A 20,865-nucleotide genomic window follows, 5' to 3' on the forward strand; every position below is an offset into this window, starting at 1 on the left:
TACTGTAGAAGGAATTAATAATAAACTCAAATTAATCAAAAGACTTGGATATGGATTTCGTAACTTTAGTAATTTTAGATTACGTAGTTTATTAAACTGGCACTTTAGTATTAATTCTCCATAAAAGGGACGCAAGAGCCCCAATTACCAGCCTAAACTAGATAACTAGCAACTTGAGTAATTAGGAATTAATTGGGTAATCAAGCTATTTAATCCATATCCAATTTAATTAGTATTAACTTGTGTAGTATCAACATCTGTAGCACCATTGACGTTGTGAGCTACTGTAACCATTTTTTTGAGAATATCCTGGTTGGGAACTTTACCTTTTAGTACCACAGTGCCACCTGTTTGAGCAACCCATAATGTATCAATATCATCAAGGTCAGGATGTTGATCAAATGCTAACGCTACGCGCTTGGCTAAACCACTTTGGTCATATTCTCCATTTAATCCTATGCGTTCTGGCTCTATGGTTTGTGTGTTAACATCAGCGTTAGAAGTTGGATTAACTTGGGCGCTTTCGGATTTTTCTAAGCCAAACATTCTTTGTAACCAACCCATAAATACTTTGTTCCTGTCAATTTTCACTGCTGATGACAATATATGGCTTTGATTTAAAGGCTGCATCTATCTTTGAAAATAGATATTGTTGGGTTTCGTTCCACAATCCAACCTACGAGGAATTGCGATCGCTCTACTTTGATATGATTGGGGATTTATAGATAACTTTTCCATAGGAACGGAACGATCGCAATTATTAAGTATAAAATAAAAATTCAGACCGACAATGCAGCGTAGTCGAAACTCGCTTTGCAGTCATGAGTGCCGGTCTGCGTTCATGTCATGCTCCTTTAGTCGCCGATGAAACATACGCTGTCAGTTATTGTGGAAGATGAAGCGGGGGTTCTATCCCGCATTGCTAGTTTATTTGCGCGTCGGGGTTTTAATATTGAAAGCCTGGCTGTGGGACCTGCGGAACAGGATGGAGTATCCCGAATTACGATGGTTGTCCCTGGTGATGATCGCATTATTGAGCAACTGACTAAACAACTGTATAAGTTAGTTAATGTTCTCAAGGTGCAGGATATTACAGAAATTCCTTGTGTAGAAAGAGAATTGATGCTTTTGAAAGTAAATGCGACTAGCAGTAATCGTTCGGAGATTATTGAATTATCTCAGATTTTCCGAGCGCGAATTGTAGATGTGGCTGAAGATTCTTTGACTTTGGAAGTTGTGGGTGATCCTGGTAAAATGGTAGCGATCGTGCAAGTGCTACAAAAATTTGGATTGAGAGAAATCGCTCGCACAGGTAAAATTTCTCTGACTCGTGAATCGGGTGTGAATACTGAATTACTGAAGTCGTTACAAACAAAAGTCTAGTACCGCAAAACGGAATTAAAAATTAATTATTAAAAATTCACAAAGCAAATTCAACAGGCTGTTTATGGATTTTTAATAGTTGGCTCAAAAGTTAATAATCGGAGTTTTTGCTCCAATCAAGCAGCAGATATGGTGTAACCACTATACTTGCTGCTATTATTTTTATTTAATAGGGAATTTGTGTCAAACTGGCATGACTTAAGCAGTGGAAATTTGATAAAAACTCTATAAGTTCAAGATAAAAATAATAACCCATACATTAATGTTTATGTTTGGTTGATATTTATCAACGCTATGGCATTCTCATTTAATTGGTGAAGATTTATTTTTGTAAATCACCACGTAATTAATTATTTAAGATGGTGATTTGAATATGTCATCTCTTTGAGATTATCAATTAAAATCTCAGGTGTTTATCTAGTGAAAAGATTTCATATATTTTCCTGGAGATATTGATGTGAATATCCTATTTTTTGTTTCTCACGTTACTATTCAGAAAACAATTAAAAATTTATCCCATCAATTAAGTAAGGTTAGAAATAGACATTGGTTTATTTTTGATATTACTATTTTTGCAATGACACCATTGTTAGCATTGTCTTTGCGGTTAGATGGTGATCTAAATTTGCAAGAATATATTTCACAGTTAGAAGTTGCTACAATTTTGTTTTTAGTAGTTAAACTAATTGTTTTTTGGGGATGTGGTTTTTATAAACGCTATTGGCGATATGCAAGTATTGAGGAAGTAATATATATAGTCATGTTGATGATGGGTGTGATAGTCATCCAAACAACGCTATTTAATATATTGGATAAAACATTCAATATGCTATTAAGTAATCTTCCGCAATCACTACCAATTTTGGAGGGAATACTGTCTGGTATTTGTGTGATTGCGCTACGGTTTAGTGTGCGGGTTGTGGAAAGGGTCAATCATAGACAGAAAATATCTAAGCATAGGGAGAGAGTGCTGATTATTGGTGCGGGTAGTGCGGGGGTTTCTCTGGTGGAAGATATGCAAAGAAATCCCCAGATTGGGGTTTATCCTGTAGGCTTTATTGATGACGATATCAAAAAACAGCATATACATTTACGGGGGATTCCGGTATTAGGCGATCGCTACAAAATTTCCGAGGTAATTAAAACACTGAAAATCCAAAAAGTTATCATCGCTATGCCTACAGTTTCTGGACAAATTATTCGAGAAATTGTTGATATTTGTCAAGCCAATGGAGTCCAACCTAGCACCTTACCAGGAATACATGAAATCCTCAATGGTCGTGTCCGAGTGGATAGTATTAGAGATATCAAAATTGAAGACTTACTCAGACGCGAACCTATTCATATAGACATTAAAAGAGTGTCTAAATTTATTAAACATAAAACAGTTTTCGTTACAGGTTCAGGAGGATCAATTGGGAGTGAACTATGTCGGCAGATTTTACGTTGTCACCCAGCCAAAATCATTCTGATTGGACATGGAGAAAATTCTGTTTTTAATATCCAACAAGAACTAGAACAGCTTATCCAAATTATCAATAACGGTCAATTAGCTATCAATATTCCGCTGCCGCAGATTTATACATTTATTGCCGATATTCGGGTGCTGTCGAGGTTAGAACACGCTTTTGAGAGATTTAAACCGGATGTAATTTTCCATGCTGCTGCTCATAAGCACGTTCCACTCATGGAATTAAATCCCGCTGAAGCAATTACTAATAATGTGATTGGAACAAGAAATTTATTACAAGTAGCACTGCAATATAATGTGGAACATTTTGTGATGATTTCCACAGACAAAGCAGTTAATCCTACTAATGTTATGGGTGCGAGTAAAAGAGTAGCTGAAATGCTAGTTTTACAAGCAGCAAAACAAAGTGGTAAATCCTATGTAGCTGTGCGGTTTGGGAATGTTTTAGGAAGTCGAGGTAGTGTAGTTCCCACTTTCCAAAAACAAATTTTAGCAGGGGGACCAATTACAGTTACTCATCCCGATATTTGCCGTTACTTCATGACTATACCCGAAGCTGTACAACTGGTGTTACAAGCATCTGTTCTGGGTCGTAGTGGTGAAGTTTTAATGCTAAATATGGGTGAACCCGTGAAAATTGTGGACTTAGCAAAAGAACTGATTCATCTTTCAGGATATGAGCTTAACAAAGATATTGATATAGTATTTACGGGTTTAAGACCGGGAGAAAAGCTGTTTGAAGAATTGTTTATTGAGGGAGAAGAGTATGAAAAGACGGAGCATGAAAAACTGTTAGTTGTGAAAAATGCCAGTCAAATTATTCCTAGTTATTTGGATATTACTGTAGAAACATTACTGGGAGCAGCTGCTAAAAATGATGCCCGTTCTATTATGTTGTTACTGTCACAATTGGTAGCCGGTTACAAGCCTAAATATTTAGAACAAAATGGCTCAGGAGATATTGAAAGAAATAGTGTTTTCATCCCAATTGCCAATAGCAATATTTTGGCAAACACTGAGCCACAAGGAGTGTAATTAACAATAAATAATTCAGATATAAACACCACAAAATTCAAGGATATAGTCAAAGACCAGAAAGAATTATACCTATCCAGGACAATTGAAGATGAAGCAACGTTCCCAAAAATTTATTGTGACCTTATTGTTAGCTACTGTGATGATTTTGTGGTATTACCCAAAGAATTTAGAAGGATATGCTCTAGACCTAACTCATATCAAACTTGCAGGCAGCAAAGAAGAAGTTTACTATATCGCCGGGGATAAGTTTCTCATAGCTGGCTTTGACATCCTGGATAGATACTGGAGTCAGATTGCTAAAACAGGTAAGCATCTTCTGCGAGGTCACTTAGACAATTACTTACCGATCGCACTTAAGTCACTAGATTATCAGCCGGCTGAAGCAATGATGGGTTCATTTGCTGAGTCTTTCTTTTCTACTCGCAATCCTCATACAGGGCTAATTCCCTTCTCCTATGACTCGCCAGATCCCTTCTCGAACATGAGTACAGGGAACAAGCAACCTGTGGCTTTGATAAGCAAAGGAGTCGAAATTTGCCAGTGGTTTCCTGACGACTTGAATCTACTCAAAAAGTGTGTAGCATTAGCTGAAGCAACCATCAAGCACTTTGACGAAAATAACAGTGGAATGTGGGGCTGGGTAGAGGTGAAAGATGGTCAGCCCAAGAGTAAAGTGACGCTGACACAGGATTACGGTGCGGTAGCTAATGGGTTAGCGTATTTGTCCCAAAAAACTGGCAATCCTAAGTTTATAAAATGGGCGAATCAGAAGTTAGAGTTTGTCTGGCAGAACCGGATGAACCAGCATCTAGCTTTACTCGAAGAACAATTCACTCCTACTCAAGCCCTCTTCCGTTCAGAGGAAAGGTCTAGCGATACAGACACCCTATACTACGTGCGGCAACTGTTCGATCTCCACCAACTGACGGGTGAAAAGAAATATCTAGATAGGGCAATGGCAGTAACGAATCTATGGTACGACAAGGCCTGGGTCGAGCAGTGGGGTCACTTTGTCCGCAAGCTAAATCCCAATGGAAAGCCCGCTGTCAATCAGCTTTATGGTGACGGTAAATATAACACTCTCTATATCCTGGTTAAAGCCTATCGTGCCACCAAAGACGCTAAGTACATTCAGCGATTCAAGCAAGCGTGGGATAATTTGCTGAATATGGGAAAGGATGGATTTGTACCGGAATATATTGAACAAGGCAAGATGGTCAATAAGTATGGCTTAGATCAACAGCAGACGATCTTTCTCGACATCCTTGTGGAAGCCTATGAAGCCAGTGGGGATAAAGAAATCCTCAAGGCAGCAGAAAACCTGGGGAATCGGATATTGCAACGGGGCAAAAACGTTATGCGGATGGAAGGAGGTCAAGCAGGACAAGCATTTTTGCGTCTGGCATTAGCACGGCAAAAAATCAGTCGGTTGCAGGTGTCAGTAGGTAAAGCTGGTACGCCAATGAAGGTGACACAGAACGGAAACAGGGTTCTAGAGGTGATTGTTCCCGCCGAGGTGGCAGTAGTTTATCTACCAAACGGTGTGTATAACTTGGAAGTTGGCAAGCATGGATTCAGTCGTAAAAAGAATATTCGGTTGGGTGGTAAAAACAATGAGAAATTTTCGATGGTTTCCTGTGATTTATTTAGTTCTGATTAATTTAGCACCTGCCTAAAACTATTTTCTATTTAGCCCTAAATCCAAATTACAGAAGTTTGCCAAAAATAGAAATCCCTGTTTCTTTATCAAAATTTGCCAAATCAATTACACAACTTTTTAGGAATTGCATTAAATATTCGGAGATTAATAGATATGAATCTTGCCAAAAAATTTATCAAACAATTTGTCAAAAAGCAAGAAAATTGGTCAATTGGAATTTATGTAGGCACATCTCTTGTAGATTTTGTTGCTCCTGAAAATATAAAAAACCCAGTTTTGACTGCTAAAGATGTAAAAGATGTTCCAGCCGAATTTGTCGCAGACCCGTTTATGATCAATGAAAACGGGATTTGGTATATGTTTTTTGAAGTCATGAATGCTGCTGATCAGAAGGGTGATATCGCCTTAGCAACTAGCACTGATGGTTTTCAGTGGGTTTATCAACAAATTGTAATTGATGAATATTTTCACTTATCTTATCCATACGTTTTTAAATGGAATAATGAGTATTATCTGATTCCAGAAAGCAATGAAGTCAACTCTATTCGCCTCTATAAAGCAGTGGATTTTCCTACGAAATGGACTTTTGTTAAAGATTTAATGTCTGGTGATAAATATTCTGATGCTTCTGTTTTTTACTTTCAGGATTATTGGTGGCTTTTGACTTCAGTAAAAAGTAGCGATATTTTATATTTGTACTATGCAAATGATCTTCTAGAAACTTGGATTGAACATCCTAAAAGTCCCGTTATTAAGGGCAATAAAAATATTGCTAGACCAGGAGGTAGAGTCATAGTATCGGATGGCAAAATCGTTAGATATACTCAAGATGATGAACATTTATATGGTAATCAGGTGCGAGCATTTGAAATAACCAATCTGACAACTAAAAATTATGAAGAGAAACAAATCAGCAAAGATTCAATTATTAAAGGCAGCGGCAGGGGCTGGAATAAAATAGGAATGCATAATATAGATCCTCATAAAATTGATGAAAATACATGGATAGCTTGTGTAGATGGTTATCAAATATCTTGGAACTTTCGTAGTCGCAAGCATAATTTTTTGTAAATCACATAATTTATAAAAATCTATCAAAAATAAATAAAGCAGATAATGAAAATAAAAAAAATATTAGCGGGGAATTACTTCCTCAAATTCAGAGAAGTCATCAAAGATTTTCATCCCGAAAATCGTCAAATCATCGGCAATACAGGCTGGCTGTTCTTGGGAAAAGTTTTCAGATTATTTATAAGTCTTTTCATGGGAACATTAGTAGCACGTTATCTAGGTCCAGACAAGTTTGGTACACTTCAATATGCTTTGGCTTTTTCTAATTTCTTTTTGCCATTATCCACTTCACAAATGAGCAAAATTATAACTAGAGATTTGGTACAAAAACCAGTATCCAAGAATAATATATTAGGCACAGCTTTTACTGTTCAAATCATTGGTGGAATCCTGGCAGCCACGTTATCAATAATTTTTATTAAAGTAATATATCCCCAGTCTTTTTATATTCATTTGCTAGTGGCAATTCTATCTATTAAATTTATATTTAATTCTTTCCAACCGATTGAGAATTGGTTTGAGGCTCAAGTTAAATCTAAGTTTCAAGTTTTAGCTAGTAATTTAGCTTTTGTGATTATAACGACTATAAAAATCATACTTATTATAGTTAAAGCACCCCTATTTTTATTTGCTAGTATTATTAGTTTGGAAGCAATTATTTATGCACTAGGATTAATATTTTACTATCAACAAGATCATCAAAATATTAGAAATTGGAGAACTAACTTTCAATCCATCAAAGATTTACTCCGAGATTCATATCCTCTATTTCTGTCAGCTACAGCTATTTTCATTTATTCCTCAATTGATCAGGTGATGTTAGGAAACATGGTAGGTCATAGTTCAGTTGGGATTTATTCCAGCGCAGTGATTATCTGTGAAGCTTGGTCTTTTTTACCGTTTATCATTAGTTCTTCATTATATCCAAGTATGATTAAGGCTCAAAATCTGAGCCAATCTACATACAGAAAAAAACTCCAGAAAATTTACGATTTAACTAGCCTTATTTCCTATGCTCTTATAATTTTAATACTTCCCTTCGCTGGCTTTTTGATAACACTACTATATGGAGATAATTATCAATTAGCTACTCCTATTTTTTCTATTTATATATTTACTTCTCTATTCACATTTCAAGGAGAAGTGATGAGCAACTGGATAGTTGCAGAGGGACTACAAAAGTTCAATTTTTATGCAAAATTAATAGGATTATGTGCAAACATTATGCTCAATCTTCTACTAATCCCGCTTTACCAAGGTAAAGGAGCAGCAATTGCAACTCTGATATCTGCGTCGCTTGCAAATTATTTGTGCTTTCTTTTTTGGAAACAAACTAGAGAAAACGCGATACTGACCACTAAGGCTTTATTCCTACCGCTGAGATTGCTAACTTTACTCAAGCGTAACTAAAGAACTTATAAACAAGAGAAATTAGGAGGCATGATGAAAATGAAGATATTGCTGGTTTCTGGTGTATATCCCCCTAAAATAGGTGGTCCATCAGCGCAAACGCAACAAATTGCCCGTAGCTTGATAGTCCAAGGTATTGATGTACATATTATTACTTATGGTAATCCTAGTGCGAGCGGAATAATTGAGGGAATACCGATAACCTTTATTGATGAAAGCCCCCGTCGGGGTTGGCTGGACAAAATAGTGCGTAATGCCCGAATTTATGATGAAATACATCGTATTATTAGGGATTTCCAACCTACTATTGTACAGATGCAAACTATGAGTCCAAATCTGGCAATAATGACGGGTATTTTTGCCCGTTGCTATCGCATTCCAGCACTTATTAAGTATAGTTCAGACTTAGCTTGGGATATAATCAATAAAAATGAAATTATTCATATTTCTGCTAATAATCTACGTCAGCAGCTATATATTTTTGGACTGGAGTTGCTCGAAAGGGTTTTATTCTCAGTTTATGATTGTATTTGGGCAACTACACCAGTTTATAAAGATCGCCTGATGCAGCAGTTTTTCATCCCTGAAAATAAGATATTACTTCTGCCAAATTTTATTGATTTGCAACGTTTTCAAGCTATTGCTTCAAGTCGTAGATATTCAGATTGTCAACAAGAAGTAATCGAATCTGCCTCTCACCTCAAGCCGATTGTTTTACTTACAGTTACTCGTTTACTTCCTATTAAAGGAATTGAAATTTGCCTGGAAGCAGTTTCTCATCTGCTCGATCTTCCGGTCAGTCTTCGCATTGTCGGGAGCGGTTCACCAGCTTATGAATTGTCTTTACAAGATATGGCAAGAAATTGTGGTGTTAGTGACCGAGTTGAGTTTGTTGGTGCAGTATCACCTACTCATATTGCCGGGGAATACGAAAGTGCAGATATATTTATCTTAGCCAGTTATCGAGAAGCTTTTGGTATTGTCCTAGTAGAAGCAATGGCTGCTGGTCTTCCCATCATTGCTTCTAATGTGGGTGGAATCCCAACTGTTGTGGAAAATGAAGTTTCTGCTAAACTCGTACCTGCTGGAGATGCACTCAGTCTGGCAACGGCCATACGTTTTCTGGTTGTCAATGGGGAAGAACGCCATGCTATGGCAATTGCCGCGAGAACACGAGCAAAGGCATTTGATTGGGATATGGGTGTAGATAAACTCATTGAAACTTACAAACAGCTTTGTCTTGATCAGAAAATCAATGAGTTATAAAAATGAATAATTCTACACTAACAAACTTAAAAATTGACAGTCATAGATACAATAATGAATCACCATTTGTGGCTATGCACTGGCTTCACCGCATTTTATTAATTGCCACCGTTGTTATTTATTTACTCTTTGTAGTTGTTCAAGTATATTTTAATCCCAAGTCTACACTTGCCTTACAATGGGTCAATTTAGGGTTGGTAGTAAATTTTTTACTCCTACTCATACCTGTTATTTTTTATCAGCCTTCCTATGGATGGTTTCATCCTTTAATATTCAATATTTTTCTAACTCTAATCAATGAAATACGTAAGACTCCTATTTATATAAATGGACTTGAATCACATATAGCTTTACCTGGCTGGAATAGCGAAAGTTTAACTTTCTTATTAGCTGATAATGTAGCTTTGAGTATAGTTGGTTTAGTTAGTTACTATTTTGGTTTCTTCTTCTCTCCTAGATTTGGTAATTTACAATTAACCTTTTTACAGCCTCGTCATCTAAAACTGAAGGTTTTGTGCGTAGTAATTTTTTCTGTGATAGCCTGTGCAGTTTATATGCAAATCCAAGGTGGAATCGCTGCACACATTCTTTCTTGGGGAGAAGGACGACGGGTAACACTAGCGGGTCAATTCTACTGGCAATTTTTGATTCAATTTGGTGCTATTGCCTGCTTGATATGGTTAGCAAAAGATCCTCAAGCTCATCGGCAAGGACCATTCTGGATGTGTTCAGTAAGTTCACTTATTATTAACTTTTTAAGTGGAGGTTCTCGTTCAAGTGTGATTTATTTCATTATTTGTGGGCTGCTGGTATCTATGATGCGCGATCGCAAAATTGCCTTCACTCAAATCATCACTGTTGTTTTGATCGGATTGTTTCTATTAGGTATATTAGGAGATTTTAGAAATAGTACCTGGAGTGGAGAAATCAACTGGAATACATTAAATCAACCTTCGCCAACTGAATCTATTTTTGGCTTGGCAACAGATGAATTAGGGTCACGAAGTGGAGAGGGCAGTGGTGCAATTCCCATTTTGGCTTTAGTACCTAATCAGGTTGATTTTCTCTATGGTAGCTCTTATTTAGCTGCCCTAACAATCCTAATTCCCAGGGGACTATGGCCAGGAAAACCTGGACTTGTGGATGGTGTTGTAGGAAAAACATTTTTTGATTTAGATGCAGGGATTCCCCTTGAACCTAGTCTGGAAGCCTATTGGAATTTTGGTCTTCCTGGTGTGGTTATAGTTTTCTTGATATTCGGTCTTTTCCATAAATGGCTAGTTTGGACTTTTCGCAATTATGTCACAGAACCATCAACGTTAGTTCCTTATGTACTCATTCTCTATCTGCTCGAACCATCGGGACCAGCAATAATAAATTCGATGATTTCCATCACCTCATCTGTAATACTTCTCCGTGCATTTGGAGTGTTGTCATTTCCATCAAAAAGTAGATAAAAAGATGAACCAACCACAAAATAAATTTGATCCTCGAATACATATACTATTCTTTGTTCCCACCCTTGGTGGTGGTGGTGCAGAGATGCACTTATTGCGAATCATCAATCACCTTGATCCTCAAAAGTTTCGTTTTTCTCTAGCTTTATCCCGGTCTGGTGGTTCTTATGAATCGGACTTACCTAAGTATGTCAAATTGCATTTTTTAAATACAGGAAAAACTAATTCCAGCGTCATCCGCAACATTCGCTCAATAGCTCCACTTCGCCAACTTATCCAAGCTGAAAAGCCGAATATTCTCTGCTCAATTATGGATCACGCCAATGTCGTCGCCCTTTTAGCTGCTAGTGATCTGCCGACTCGTCCAAAAGTTATTCTCTGTGTTCAAAATCCTCCCACTGTTGAGCATCAACCCTATTGGCATATCACTAACTTGCTGACGTTATCACTAATTCCCAGACTTTATCCACAAGCTGATCAGGTAGTTGCGCTTTCTCAGGGTGTAGCAGAGGATTTAATGACGCTGTGTCCAACAATTGGCAATCAATTAGATGTAATTTATAACGCTGGTTGGGATAGTAGGGTCTTGAGTGGTGCAGCAGAGTCTATCCATCAGGAGGAGTTACCAGCAAATGTGCCGCTAATTGTCGCCTGTGGACGACTGACTGATCAAAAAGGTTTTCCCTATTTGATTGATGCTTTAGCACAGGTGCGGCAAGTCATCCCAGCACATTTATGGATTATTGGGGAAGGGAAACAGCGCGGGATGCTAGAAAAACAAATTCAGCAACTAGGATTAAATGATTGTGTCCGGTTACTCGGCTTTCAAAGTAACCCATACAAATATATGGCAGCGGCAGATATTTTTGTGCTGTCATCTCTTTATGAAGGTTTTGGAAATGTGATTGTAGAAGCTATGGCCTGTGGCACTCCCGTGATTGCGACAGATTGCCCCTATGGTCCAGGGGAAATTATTGAAAATGGTGTCAATGGTATTCTTGTACCTCCGGCCAATGTGGAAGCTATATCCGAAGCTGTTATTAGATTGCTAACAACAGATTCAGAATTAAAGCTGAAATTGTCTGAAAACGGAAAAAGCCGCTCTCAACAGTTTCATGCTCAAGTGATTGCGTCTACTTACGAGAAAATGTTTTTACGTAATTCTTGTATTACAGCAAATTGTCATCAAACCTGGAATAAGAACCCCACCCCCAGCAAGCGATGAGGGGGCTAGTAGGGGGAGTAGGGGGAGTAGGGGAGGGAAAACAGAAGTTTTTTCCTATCATTACCCGTCAAAATAAATTTGACGAACTACTAGATATATGAAGAATTTTCGGGTTGAAAAAGAGAACTAGGTGCAAAAAACCTATCACTTTCTGAAATTTGAGACTATTCTGATCTCCTTCTAATTCTTCCTCCTGACTCCTGACTCCTGACTCCTGACTCCTAGCCCTCACAGACAACTTTTATGGCTAACGCCACGCTTCGCTATCAGCAAACCTTACTTACCATATATCCTTATGAAAGTTGTCGTTGCACTTGAACATCGTTTTGATCGGACACCAGATGGGATTGTCTGGACACATACTCAGTTTCCATATTCATTTTGGCAGAGGTATCTAGAGGTTTTTGATCATGTGCGGGTGGTTGCCCGTGTTCAGGATGTCCCGTCAGTGCCGTCTGATTGGAAAGAGGCTAATGGCGATTGCGTTTCTTTTGCGGCTATTCCCTATTACATTGGACCGATGCAGTATTTATGGCGATCGCTTCAGGTAAAACGTGCCGCCCAACAAGCTGTAAATACAGAAGATGCGGTAATTTTGAGGGTAAGTTCAAACATTGCTTCCTGTATTGAACCTAAACTACGAGCTACGAATCATCCCTATGGTCTAGAAGTGGTTGGTGATCCCTATGATGTCTTTGCGCCCGGTTCGATTAAACACCCTTTGCGTCCGTTTTTTCGCTGGCGATCTCCTCAGATATTGCGGCGGCAATGTGCTAGAGCTTGTGGTGCAGCCTATGTCACCGAGTTTGCTCTCCAAAAGCGGTATCCACCAGGAAAAGATGCTTTTTCAACACATTACTCAAGTATAGATTTATCCCATGAGGCTTTTGTATCTGTTCCTCGCTCACCTAAACAGCAAAATCAGATTTTCACCATTATCTTTATCGGCACATTAGCACAACTTTATAAAGCACCAGATGTATTAATTGATGCTGTCGCTAATTGTATCCGGGAGGGACTGAAACTTAAACTAGTTCTTGTTGGTGATGGTCAGCATCGAGAAGAATTAGAAATGCGAGCAGTGAAATTAAATGTAGGAGATTATGTAGATTTTCGGGGTCAGTTATCCGCAGGAAAAGCTGTGCGGGCTGAATTGGATCAGGCCGATCTGTTTATCCTCGCATCTCATCAAGAAGGTTTACCCAGAGCAATGATCGAGGCAATGGCACGGGCATTACCATGTATTGGTTCGACAGTAGCGGGCATTCCTGAACTACTAGCACCAGAGGATATAGTGCCACCTGGTGATGTTGCTGCTTTGTCCAGCAAAATTCGGGAAGTTGTGACTAACCCAGAACGCATGGCTCGAATGTCAGCCCGTAACCTAGAGAAAGCCAAAGAATACACAAATGAAATACTTAGGGAAAGGCAAATTGCCTTCTACAATTATGTACGAAAAAGTACGCAAGATTGGCTGGATGCACAAAAAGAAGTAAAAAGCCTAAACTAAAACAATATTTATGTGTGGAATCACTGGTTTTTGGGATATATCTCGACAAATTAGCACAGATTATCTACCAATAATTGTGCAGCAAATGTCAAAATCATTAATTCATCGTGGTCCAGATGATGGTGGCAGTTGGGTTGATGGAGATGTCGGCATTGCGCTAGGACATCGGCGACTATCTATAGTAGACCTTTCACCGCAAGGACATCAACCGATGATATCTGGCGATGGTCGGTATGTAATTGTTTTCAATGGTGAAGTTTATAATTTTCCCGAATTAAGAAAGCAGTTACAAAGTCTTGGATATAGCTTTTGCGGTCATTCTGACACAGAGGTAATGTTATCAGCCATCTGTGAATGGGGAGTTTTAGAAGCAACCAAGCGTTTTAATGGGATGTTTGCTTTTGCTGTATGGGATCGTCAAGAACGGGTTTTACATTTGGGACGCGATCGCATCGGCGAAAAGCCACTATATTATGGTTGGTGCGGTCATACTTTTATATTTGCCTCAGAATTAAAAGCTTTTAAAGTCCATCCTGATTTTCAACCCGAAATCAACCGTGATGCCTTGGCTTTATTCCTCCGGTTTTCTTATATTCCTGCACCTTATTCCATCTATCAAGGCATCTATAAATTACCACCCGCAACTCTTCTAAGTTGGAATGGGACGGCAATTCATCCCCAACCAGTACCCTATTGGTCTGCCAAAATTGCCGCAGAATCAGGTGTTGCTTATCCCTTCACAGGGTCAGAAAATGAAGCTATAGTACATTTAGAGGCGCTACTAAAGGATGCCGTAAAAATGCGAATGCTGGCAGATGTGCCTTTAGGTGCTTTTTTATCAGGTGGGATAGACTCTTCGACAATTGTAGCTTTAATGCAGGCTCAAAGTCAGCAACCTGTGAAAACTTTCAGCATCGGTTTTCACGAACAAGACTATAACGAAGCTGAATATGCTAAGTCTGTGGCACAGCACTTGGGTACAGACCATAGGGAACTTTATGTCACCTCAGATGAAGCTATGGCAGTAATTCCCAAACTACCAAGTTTATATGACGAGCCATTTTCCGATCCTTCCCAAATCCCCACATTTTTAGTATCTCAACTTGCTAAAAATCATGTCACCGTCAGTCTTTCTGGTGATGGGGGTGATGAATTATTTGCTGGATATAAGCGCTATTTTTTGGCACGTAGTATCTGGCAGAAGATGGGCTGGATACCGCAAACAGTTCGTCATTCTACAGCCAAAGCTTTAACCAGTGTTTCTGCCCAGACTTGGAATCGAGGTTTTGAGCCTGTAAATACCATATTGCCAGCCAAATTGAATTTTGGCGATAAATTACATAAGTTGGCAAGCATTTTAGCAGTTTCCCACCCCGATATTATGTATGCGGATTTGGTATCCTATTTGCAAGAACCAGAGAAAGTTGTGATTGATAGTTCCCAACTCAGCACAGTTTTTAGTGATGGTAATTTCTGGGCAAGTTTACCAAATTTCACAGAACGCATGATGTACTTGGATTTAATTAGCTACTTGCCAGGTGATATCTTAGTGAAAGTAGATCGTGCCACTATGGGTGTGAGTCTTGAAGGTCGCATACCTTTTTTAGATCATCGGGTTGTGGAATTTGCTTGGCAAATCCCCCTATCAATGAAAATACGTGGTAATCAAGGTAAATGGTTGTTACGACAGGTTTTATATAAGTACGTACCCAAGGAATTAATTGAGCGTCCAAAAATGGGTTTTGGTATTCCGATTGGTACATGGTTACGTGGACCTTTACGAGCATGGGCAGAAGATTTACTGGATGAGTCTCGATTGCGAAGAGAAGGGTGTTTTCATCCTCAACCAATTCGGCAAAAGTGGGATGAACACCAAAATGGCGATCGCAATTGGCAACATCATCTTTGGCTTATACTCATGTTCCAAGCTTGGTTAGCTGAAAACTCAGCCGGAAATTAGGAATAAATAACCAATATTTACACCTATTAAACAAGCAAAAACTTTTCAAATTCCATCAAGGAAATAGAAACATGAATCAGATCGCAGTCATTGGTCTTGGCTACGTTGGTTTACCTGTGGCTTTAGCAATGTCCAAAAAATTTCCCAATACAGTTGGGTTTGATATTAATCAGGAAAAAATTACCGCCTTAAATCAAGGCAGAGATTTCACAGGTGAAGTTGCCAGTGAAGAACTCAAAAATACATCTTTAAAAATTACTTGTGAGCTAATTGATTTAGCTGATTGTAACTTCTTCATTGTCGCCGTCCCCACGCCAATTGATAATAACCGAGTTCCTGATTTGACTCCATTAATTAAAGCCTCAGAAACCATTGGTAAAGTCCTCAAAAAAGGTGATATTATCGTTTATGAATCCACCGTTTATCCAGGAGTTACAGAAGAAGTTTGTGGTGCTGTTCTAGCGCGGGTATCTGATTTACAGCAGGGCGTTGATTTCAAATTAGGCTATTCACCCGAACGAATTAACCCAGGCGATAAAACTCATACCTTAGAAAAAATTGTTAAAGTTGTTGCAGGTGAAGACCCGGAAACATTGACACAAATTGCTAATGTATACGGTGCTGTTGTTGATGCTGGTGTTTACCGCGCTCAATCAATTAAAGTCGCTGAAGCGGCCAAAGTGATTGAAAATACCCAACGGGATCTTAACATTGCTTTGATGAATGAACTAGCGATAATTTGCGATCGCCTGAATATTCGCACCCGTGATGTCCTAGCTGCTGCGGGAACAAAATGGAACTTTCTCCCCTTCACTCCAGGTCTTGTCGGGGGTCACTGCATCGGTGTAGACCCTTATTATCTCACAGCCAAAGCCCAACAAGTTGGCTATTATCCCCAGGTAATTCTCGCAGGAAGACGGATTAACGACAACATGGGTCAATTCTTAGGTAGTCGGTTAGTCAAGCTGCTTGTAGAAGCCAATGTGACAATCAAAAATGCGCGAGTAGGGATTTTGGGACTTACCTTTAAAGAAAATGTCCCAGATTTAAGAAATAGTCGCATTCCCGATATCATTCACGAATTGCAACAATTTGGAATTGAACCCCTAGTCCATGACTCTTTAGCGGAAAATAGTCATGCAATACATGAATATGGTATTCAATTATCTGATTGGAAAGAACTTACATATCTTGATGCTCTAATTTTAGCAGTTCCCCATCAAGAATATTTAGAGATACCAGCAGAGAGACTATTTGCTCACATTCGTCCAGGGGGAATCTTCATGGATATCAAATCAATATTTGAACCTGGGGATATACCGGCAAATATTAATTATTGGAGTTTATAAAAGGTGAAGTTATGGCAAAAATTTTAGTTACAGGTGCGGCTGGTTTTATTGGTTTTCACCTCAGCCAACGTTTACTAGAAAGAGGTGATCAAGTTGTAGGTTTAGATAACCTCAATGATTATTACGATGTTACTTTAAAAAAAGACAGATTAGAGCAACTTTTAGAAAAACCAGGTTTCAGCTTTCATTTATTAGATTTAGCAGATAGAGAAGGCATCCCCAAATTATTCGCTCAATCTAGTTTTGATAAAGTCGTCAATTTAGCAGCACAAGCCGGAGTCCGTTATTCATTAAAAAATCCCCATGCTTATGTAGATAGTAATTTAGTGGGATTTGTGAATATTCTCGAAGGTTGTCGCCATACAAACGTCCAACATTTAGTATTTGCTTCTTCCAGTTCAGTTTACGGTGCAAATACAAAAATTCCCTTCTCAGTTCACGACAACGTAGATCATCCCGTGAGTTTGTACGCAGCTACCAAAAAAGCTAACGAATTAATGGCACATACCTACAGTAGTTTGTATGGCTTACCAGCTTCAGGATTGCGATTTTTTACAGTTTACGGTCCTTGGGGTCGTCCTGATATGGCATTGTTTCTGTTTACCAAAGCGATTTTAGCAGGACAACCAATTGATGTTTTCAATTATGGGAAAATGAAACGTGATTTTACCTATATTGATGACATTGTAGAAGGCGTAATTCGTGTTGTTGATCAAGTAGCTGAATCAAATTCTGATTGGTCAGGAAATGCCCCAGATCCCGCCACAAGTTATGCCCCATACAAAAATTACAATATCGGTAATAATCAACCAGTGGAATTAATGCACTTTATCGAAACATTAGAAAATTGCTTAGGAATGAAAGCAGAGAAAAATTTGCTTCCCATGCAAGCCGGTGATGTACCAGCAACCTATGCCGATGTTGATGCCTTAGTAACAGATGTGGGTTTTAAACCGAATACCTCAATTGAGGAGGGAATCGAGCAATTTGTGAAATGGTATCGCTCATATTACCAAGTTTAAGAAATCCCCTGTTTCTATAAATTCTAATAATAGCAAAGACCACAGATAAAAATATGAAAATCTTGCATATTTGTGCAATTGGTGGTACAGCAAAGATACTTTTACTACCTCAGATAAAATATTTGTTGTCGCAAAAATTTGAGGTTGGCATAGCCTGTTCTCCAGGAAAAGAGGTAGAAGAGTTACAAAAAAATGGATACCAAATACATCCTGTGAATATTGATCGTAAGATATCGTTATTGTCCAGCTTAAAAAGTATTTATCACTTGACGAAAATCATTCGGCAAAATCAATATGATCTTGTCCATGTTCATACACCAATTGCTGCTGTTTTAGGACGAATTGCCGCTAAAATTGCCGGAGTTAAATGCATTGTTTACACTTCCCATGGGCTGCCATTTCATGATTTATCCACTCCTAGCCAGTATTACTTTTACTTTATAGTTGAAAAGCTGACTGCTTTAATCACTGATTTAATTCTCAGCCAAAATTATGAGGATATTAGCACTGCTAAAAAACTTGGTCTTTGCCCACCTGAAAAACTGGCTTATTTAGGTAACGGTGTAGATATTGATCGCTTCCACCGTGAGCGACTCAATCCCATTCATCAGAGTGAATTACGGCAATCTTTAGGTATTCCAGAAACCGCCAATTTAATTGTTGGCACAATTGGGCGTTTAACTCGGAAAAAAGGTAGTGGATACCTGATAGAAGCCACTGCTAAATTAGTGGATAAATTTCCTAATTTACATATTCTGATAATTGGTGGTCAACTTAGTTCCGATCCTGAACCTTTCCAAACAGAACTAATGGCAAAAATTCGCAATCTGGGAATTGAGAACCACGTTACACTCACAGGCAACCGCCAAGATATACCAGAAATTTTAGGTCTTTTAGATGTCTTTACTTTACCTACTTTTACTCATGAAGGATTACCCCGATCTATTTTAGAAGCAATGGCGATGGGTTTACCAGTTGTGACCACAGATATTCGGGGATGTCGAGAAGCAGTATTACAGGAAAAAACAGGTTTAATTGTGCCTTCTCAAGATAGTGATAGATTAGCCGAGGCATTGGCAATTATGTTATCTAATTCCGAATTGCGACAAGCCTATGGTAACGAAGGAAGGAGGAGAGTAACAACTGAATATAATGAAGATTTTGTCTTTGAAAGACTGACAAAATATTATCAAGAATTAGGCATTGATTGATTGTAAACTAATGAAAAATGGGAATTTTGTTGTTAATAATTCTGTGTTTAGATCAAAATTTAGTTGCTGAAAAGCAGTGCCAAAATGACTACATAATTGCTAAAGATTTGTTTATCATTGCTAATAATTAGCAACTTAAAACAAACTACTAATGTCAATGCAAATCTCCTCCTAATCTAAATAAAACCGATAATAATAGAGCAAATATGCTGAGATTAATTAACATCTCTGCATTAAGTTTTGCTGGAGAAATTCTCCTGAATTAAATTCAGGTTTTGAGCGGTTTTTAATTACTGTAAATAAAAGGTTTATCCATGATGACTGAAAATTTCCAGAGGCATCATCTAATCAGCAGATTAATTAAGTCTGGATTAGATAAACTCGTAGTAATTATTGCCTTAATTGTTCTTTCACCTTTAATGCTAGTAATTGCGATCGCTCTCTACCTAAATATGGGTAGTCCAATTTTCTTTATCCAACCTCGTCCAGGTAAAGATGCGCGAATTTTTAACTTTTATAAATTCCGCACTATGGCTAATGAGTGTGATGTCAATGGTAATTTTCTACCTGATGAAAACCGTCTCACAACTTTGGGTAAATTTTTGCGCCAAACAAGTCTTGACGAACTTCCTCAACTGTGGAATATTGCTAAAGGAGATATGAGTTTTGTCGGACCACGTCCATTGTTAGTCCAATATCTTGACCGTTATACCCCAGAACAAGCAAGACGGCAAGAAGTCAAACCAGGGATTACAGGTTTAGCGCAAGTTCGAGGTCGAAATTCTCTGAGTTGGGAACAGAAATTTAACCTGGATATTTTCTATATCAACAATTGGAGTTTATTACTAGACTTACAAATAATTTTCCTCACTGTTTGGACAGTCCTTAAAAGACAAGGAATCAGTCAAGATAATCATGCAACGATGGAGGAATTTATGGGAGATTAAGGAAGAAGGAGTCAGGAGTCAGGAGTCAGGAGTTAGGAAGAAGAAGGAGTTAGGAAGAAGGAAGAACGATTTAGGAGCATTAACCAAAGATTAGGGGAGAATAAGTTATGTCCAAAGTAGTGATTTTTGGAACTAGTGAAATTGCAGAAATAGCTCACTTTTACCTTAATTGTGATTCTGAACATGAGGTAGTTGGCTTTACTGTTGATGAAGACCATCTAAAAACAGAGAGTTTTTATAACTTACCAGTTGTCCCTTATGAAAAACTGGAAAAATATTATTCACCTGATGAATATAAATTATTTATCGCCATTAGTTACCAACAAGTGAATAAGTTACGGGCAGAAAAATATTTAAATGCCAAAAATAGAGGATATAGCTTTATTTCCTATATTAGTTCCCAGGCATTTTATTATGGTAAATCAGTGGGTGAAAACTGCTTTATCATGGAAAATAATGTTATTCAACCTTTTGCTTCCATTGGTAACAACTGTCTGCTTGTGGGTGTAAATTCTATCGCGCATCACTGTGTGATTAACGATCATTGTTTCCTGACTTCTAATGTTGTTCTTGGTGGCGGATCAAATATAGGAGAATATACTTTTCTTGGTTTGAATACTACGATCAGAAATTACATCAACATTGGCAAAGAAAATATTATTGGGGCAGGATCAATTATTCTCAGTGATACAGAAGATAGGGCTGTTTATTCCCCAGGAGAAACCCCAAAATTTGAAGTACCCAGCGACTTAGTACGTATTTGAAAAAGATTGATATAGGACTTCTATTTGATTTTTGAACACAGAGATCCCCGACTTCTCGAAGAAGTCGGGGATCTGAAACCCTTACTGTTTACAAATCAAATAAGTAGGTGGGCGTTAAAAA

General features: G+C 38.2%; 18 protein-coding genes. 17 read left to right on the plus strand and 1 reads right to left on the minus strand.

The window, feature by feature from the left end; translation table 11 throughout:
• A partial coding sequence (locus FJR05_RS24470) for a transposase (protein ID WP_168642427.1) occupies positions 1-124 on the plus strand: 124 nt, incomplete at its 5' end.
• A 101-nt stretch (positions 125-225) separates the two neighbouring features.
• On the opposite strand, the gene FJR05_RS24475 is transcribed toward FJR05_RS24470, so the two are convergent.
• A complete protein-coding gene (locus tag FJR05_RS24475; RefSeq protein ID WP_168646505.1) occupies positions 226-564 on the minus strand; it encodes a BON domain-containing protein in 339 nt (112 codons plus the stop codon).
• Between the two features lie 300 nt (positions 565-864).
• On the opposite strand from FJR05_RS24475, the gene ilvN reads away from it, so the two are divergent.
• The 16 genes from ilvN to FJR05_RS24555 all read left to right on the plus strand — a co-directional run bounded on the left by ilvN (position 865) and on the right by FJR05_RS24555 (position 20,744).
• Positions 865-1,383 (plus strand): acetolactate synthase small subunit, encoded by a 519-nt coding sequence (gene ilvN / locus FJR05_RS24480; RefSeq protein ID WP_168646506.1) that lies wholly within the window; start codon positions 865-867, stop codon positions 1,381-1,383.
• A gap of 457 nt (positions 1,384-1,840) precedes the next feature.
• Positions 1,841-3,889, plus strand: a complete 2,049-nt coding sequence (locus tag FJR05_RS24485; protein WP_168646507.1) for a nucleoside-diphosphate sugar epimerase/dehydratase — start codon at positions 1,841-1,843, stop codon at positions 3,887-3,889.
• A gap of 91 nt (positions 3,890-3,980) precedes the next feature.
• Positions 3,981-5,552, plus strand: coding sequence for a glycoside hydrolase family 47 protein (locus FJR05_RS24490; RefSeq protein WP_168646508.1), 1,572 nt, complete (start codon positions 3,981-3,983; stop codon positions 5,550-5,552).
• A 153-nt stretch (positions 5,553-5,705) separates the two neighbouring features.
• Positions 5,706-6,623 carry a hypothetical protein gene (locus tag FJR05_RS24495; protein ID WP_168646509.1) on the plus strand — a complete coding sequence of 306 codons (918 nt, stop codon included), beginning with the start codon at positions 5,706-5,708 and terminating at the stop codon, positions 6,621-6,623.
• 45 nt (positions 6,624-6,668) lie between these two features.
• Positions 6,669-8,033, plus strand: a complete 1,365-nt coding sequence (locus FJR05_RS24500) for a flippase (RefSeq protein WP_168646510.1) — start codon at positions 6,669-6,671, stop codon at positions 8,031-8,033.
• Positions 8,034-8,072: 39 nt separating this feature from the next.
• Complete coding sequence (locus FJR05_RS24505) at positions 8,073-9,299, plus strand: glycosyltransferase family 4 protein (protein WP_217385687.1); 1,227 nt, start codon at positions 8,073-8,075, stop codon at positions 9,297-9,299.
• 2 nt (positions 9,300-9,301) lie between these two features.
• Positions 9,302-10,756: a hypothetical protein gene (locus FJR05_RS24510; RefSeq protein ID WP_168646512.1), complete on the plus strand. Its 1,455-nt coding sequence runs from the start codon at positions 9,302-9,304 to the stop codon at positions 10,754-10,756.
• Between the two features lie 4 nt (positions 10,757-10,760).
• The gene (locus FJR05_RS24515) at positions 10,761-11,981 is read left to right on the plus strand and encodes a glycosyltransferase (RefSeq protein WP_168646513.1); all 1,221 of its coding nucleotides are present in this window, start codon (positions 10,761-10,763) and stop codon (positions 11,979-11,981) included.
• Positions 11,982-12,276: 295 nt separating this feature from the next.
• Positions 12,277-13,491, plus strand: coding sequence for a glycosyltransferase family 4 protein (locus FJR05_RS24525; RefSeq protein WP_168646515.1), 1,215 nt, complete (start codon positions 12,277-12,279; stop codon positions 13,489-13,491).
• A gap of 10 nt (positions 13,492-13,501) precedes the next feature.
• Entirely contained in the window at positions 13,502-15,451 is a 1,950-nt protein-coding gene (gene asnB, locus FJR05_RS24530) for an asparagine synthase (glutamine-hydrolyzing) (protein WP_168646516.1), read from the plus strand.
• A 71-nt stretch (positions 15,452-15,522) separates the two neighbouring features.
• A complete protein-coding gene (locus FJR05_RS24535; RefSeq protein ID WP_168646517.1) occupies positions 15,523-16,800 on the plus strand; it encodes a nucleotide sugar dehydrogenase in 1,278 nt (425 codons plus the stop codon).
• An 11-nt stretch (positions 16,801-16,811) separates the two neighbouring features.
• Positions 16,812-17,822 (plus strand): NAD-dependent epimerase, encoded by a 1,011-nt coding sequence (locus tag FJR05_RS24540; protein WP_168646518.1) that lies wholly within the window; start codon positions 16,812-16,814, stop codon positions 17,820-17,822.
• Between the two features lie 53 nt (positions 17,823-17,875).
• Positions 17,876-19,033 (plus strand): glycosyltransferase family 4 protein, encoded by a 1,158-nt coding sequence (locus tag FJR05_RS24545; protein ID WP_168646519.1) that lies wholly within the window; start codon positions 17,876-17,878, stop codon positions 19,031-19,033.
• 314 nt (positions 19,034-19,347) lie between these two features.
• Positions 19,348-19,980 carry a sugar transferase gene (locus FJR05_RS24550; RefSeq protein ID WP_168646520.1) on the plus strand — a complete coding sequence of 211 codons (633 nt, stop codon included), beginning with the start codon at positions 19,348-19,350 and terminating at the stop codon, positions 19,978-19,980.
• Positions 19,949-20,074, plus strand: coding sequence for a hypothetical protein (locus tag FJR05_RS27725; protein ID WP_256376211.1), 126 nt, complete (start codon positions 19,949-19,951; stop codon positions 20,072-20,074). Before FJR05_RS24550 ends, FJR05_RS27725 begins: the two co-directional genes overlap by 32 nt.
• Positions 20,075-20,099: 25 nt before the next feature.
• Positions 20,100-20,744 carry an acetyltransferase gene (locus tag FJR05_RS24555; protein ID WP_217385689.1) on the plus strand — a complete coding sequence of 215 codons (645 nt, stop codon included), beginning with the start codon at positions 20,100-20,102 and terminating at the stop codon, positions 20,742-20,744.
• The last annotated feature ends 121 nt before the right edge of the window (positions 20,745-20,865 follow it).

The organism is Dolichospermum sp. UHCC 0259 (genome assembly GCF_009711935.1).
Taxonomy (GTDB): Bacteria; Cyanobacteriota; Cyanobacteriia; order Cyanobacteriales; family Nostocaceae; genus Dolichospermum.

Coding starts and splice junctions, on each gene's coding strand:
- FJR05_RS24535 (WP_168646517.1), top strand. CDS start 15,523: ATGAATCAGATCGCAGTCATTGGTCTTGGCTACGTTGGTTTACCTGTG.
- asnB (WP_168646516.1), top strand. CDS start 13,502: ATGTGTGGAATCACTGGTTTTTGGGATATATCTCGACAAATTAGCACA.
- FJR05_RS24545 (WP_168646519.1), top strand. CDS start 17,876: ATGAAAATCTTGCATATTTGTGCAATTGGTGGTACAGCAAAGATACTT.
- FJR05_RS24475 (WP_168646505.1), bottom strand. CDS start 564: ATGGGTTGGTTACAAAGAATGTTTGGCTTAGAAAAATCCGAAAGCGCC.
- FJR05_RS24490 (WP_168646508.1), top strand. CDS start 3,981: ATGAAGCAACGTTCCCAAAAATTTATTGTGACCTTATTGTTAGCTACT.
- FJR05_RS24515 (WP_168646513.1), top strand. CDS start 10,761: ATGAACCAACCACAAAATAAATTTGATCCTCGAATACATATACTATTC.
- FJR05_RS24510 (WP_168646512.1), top strand. CDS start 9,302: ATGAATAATTCTACACTAACAAACTTAAAAATTGACAGTCATAGATAC.
- ilvN (WP_168646506.1), top strand. CDS start 865: ATGAAACATACGCTGTCAGTTATTGTGGAAGATGAAGCGGGGGTTCTA.
- FJR05_RS24495 (WP_168646509.1), top strand. CDS start 5,706: ATGAATCTTGCCAAAAAATTTATCAAACAATTTGTCAAAAAGCAAGAA.
- FJR05_RS24550 (WP_168646520.1), top strand. CDS start 19,348: ATGATGACTGAAAATTTCCAGAGGCATCATCTAATCAGCAGATTAATT.
- FJR05_RS24505 (WP_217385687.1), top strand. CDS start 8,073: ATGAAGATATTGCTGGTTTCTGGTGTATATCCCCCTAAAATAGGTGGT.
- FJR05_RS24500 (WP_168646510.1), top strand. CDS start 6,669: ATGAAAATAAAAAAAATATTAGCGGGGAATTACTTCCTCAAATTCAGA.
- FJR05_RS24540 (WP_168646518.1), top strand. CDS start 16,812: ATGGCAAAAATTTTAGTTACAGGTGCGGCTGGTTTTATTGGTTTTCAC.
- FJR05_RS24525 (WP_168646515.1), top strand. CDS start 12,277: ATGAAAGTTGTCGTTGCACTTGAACATCGTTTTGATCGGACACCAGAT.
- FJR05_RS27725 (WP_256376211.1), top strand. CDS start 19,949: ATGCAACGATGGAGGAATTTATGGGAGATTAAGGAAGAAGGAGTCAGG.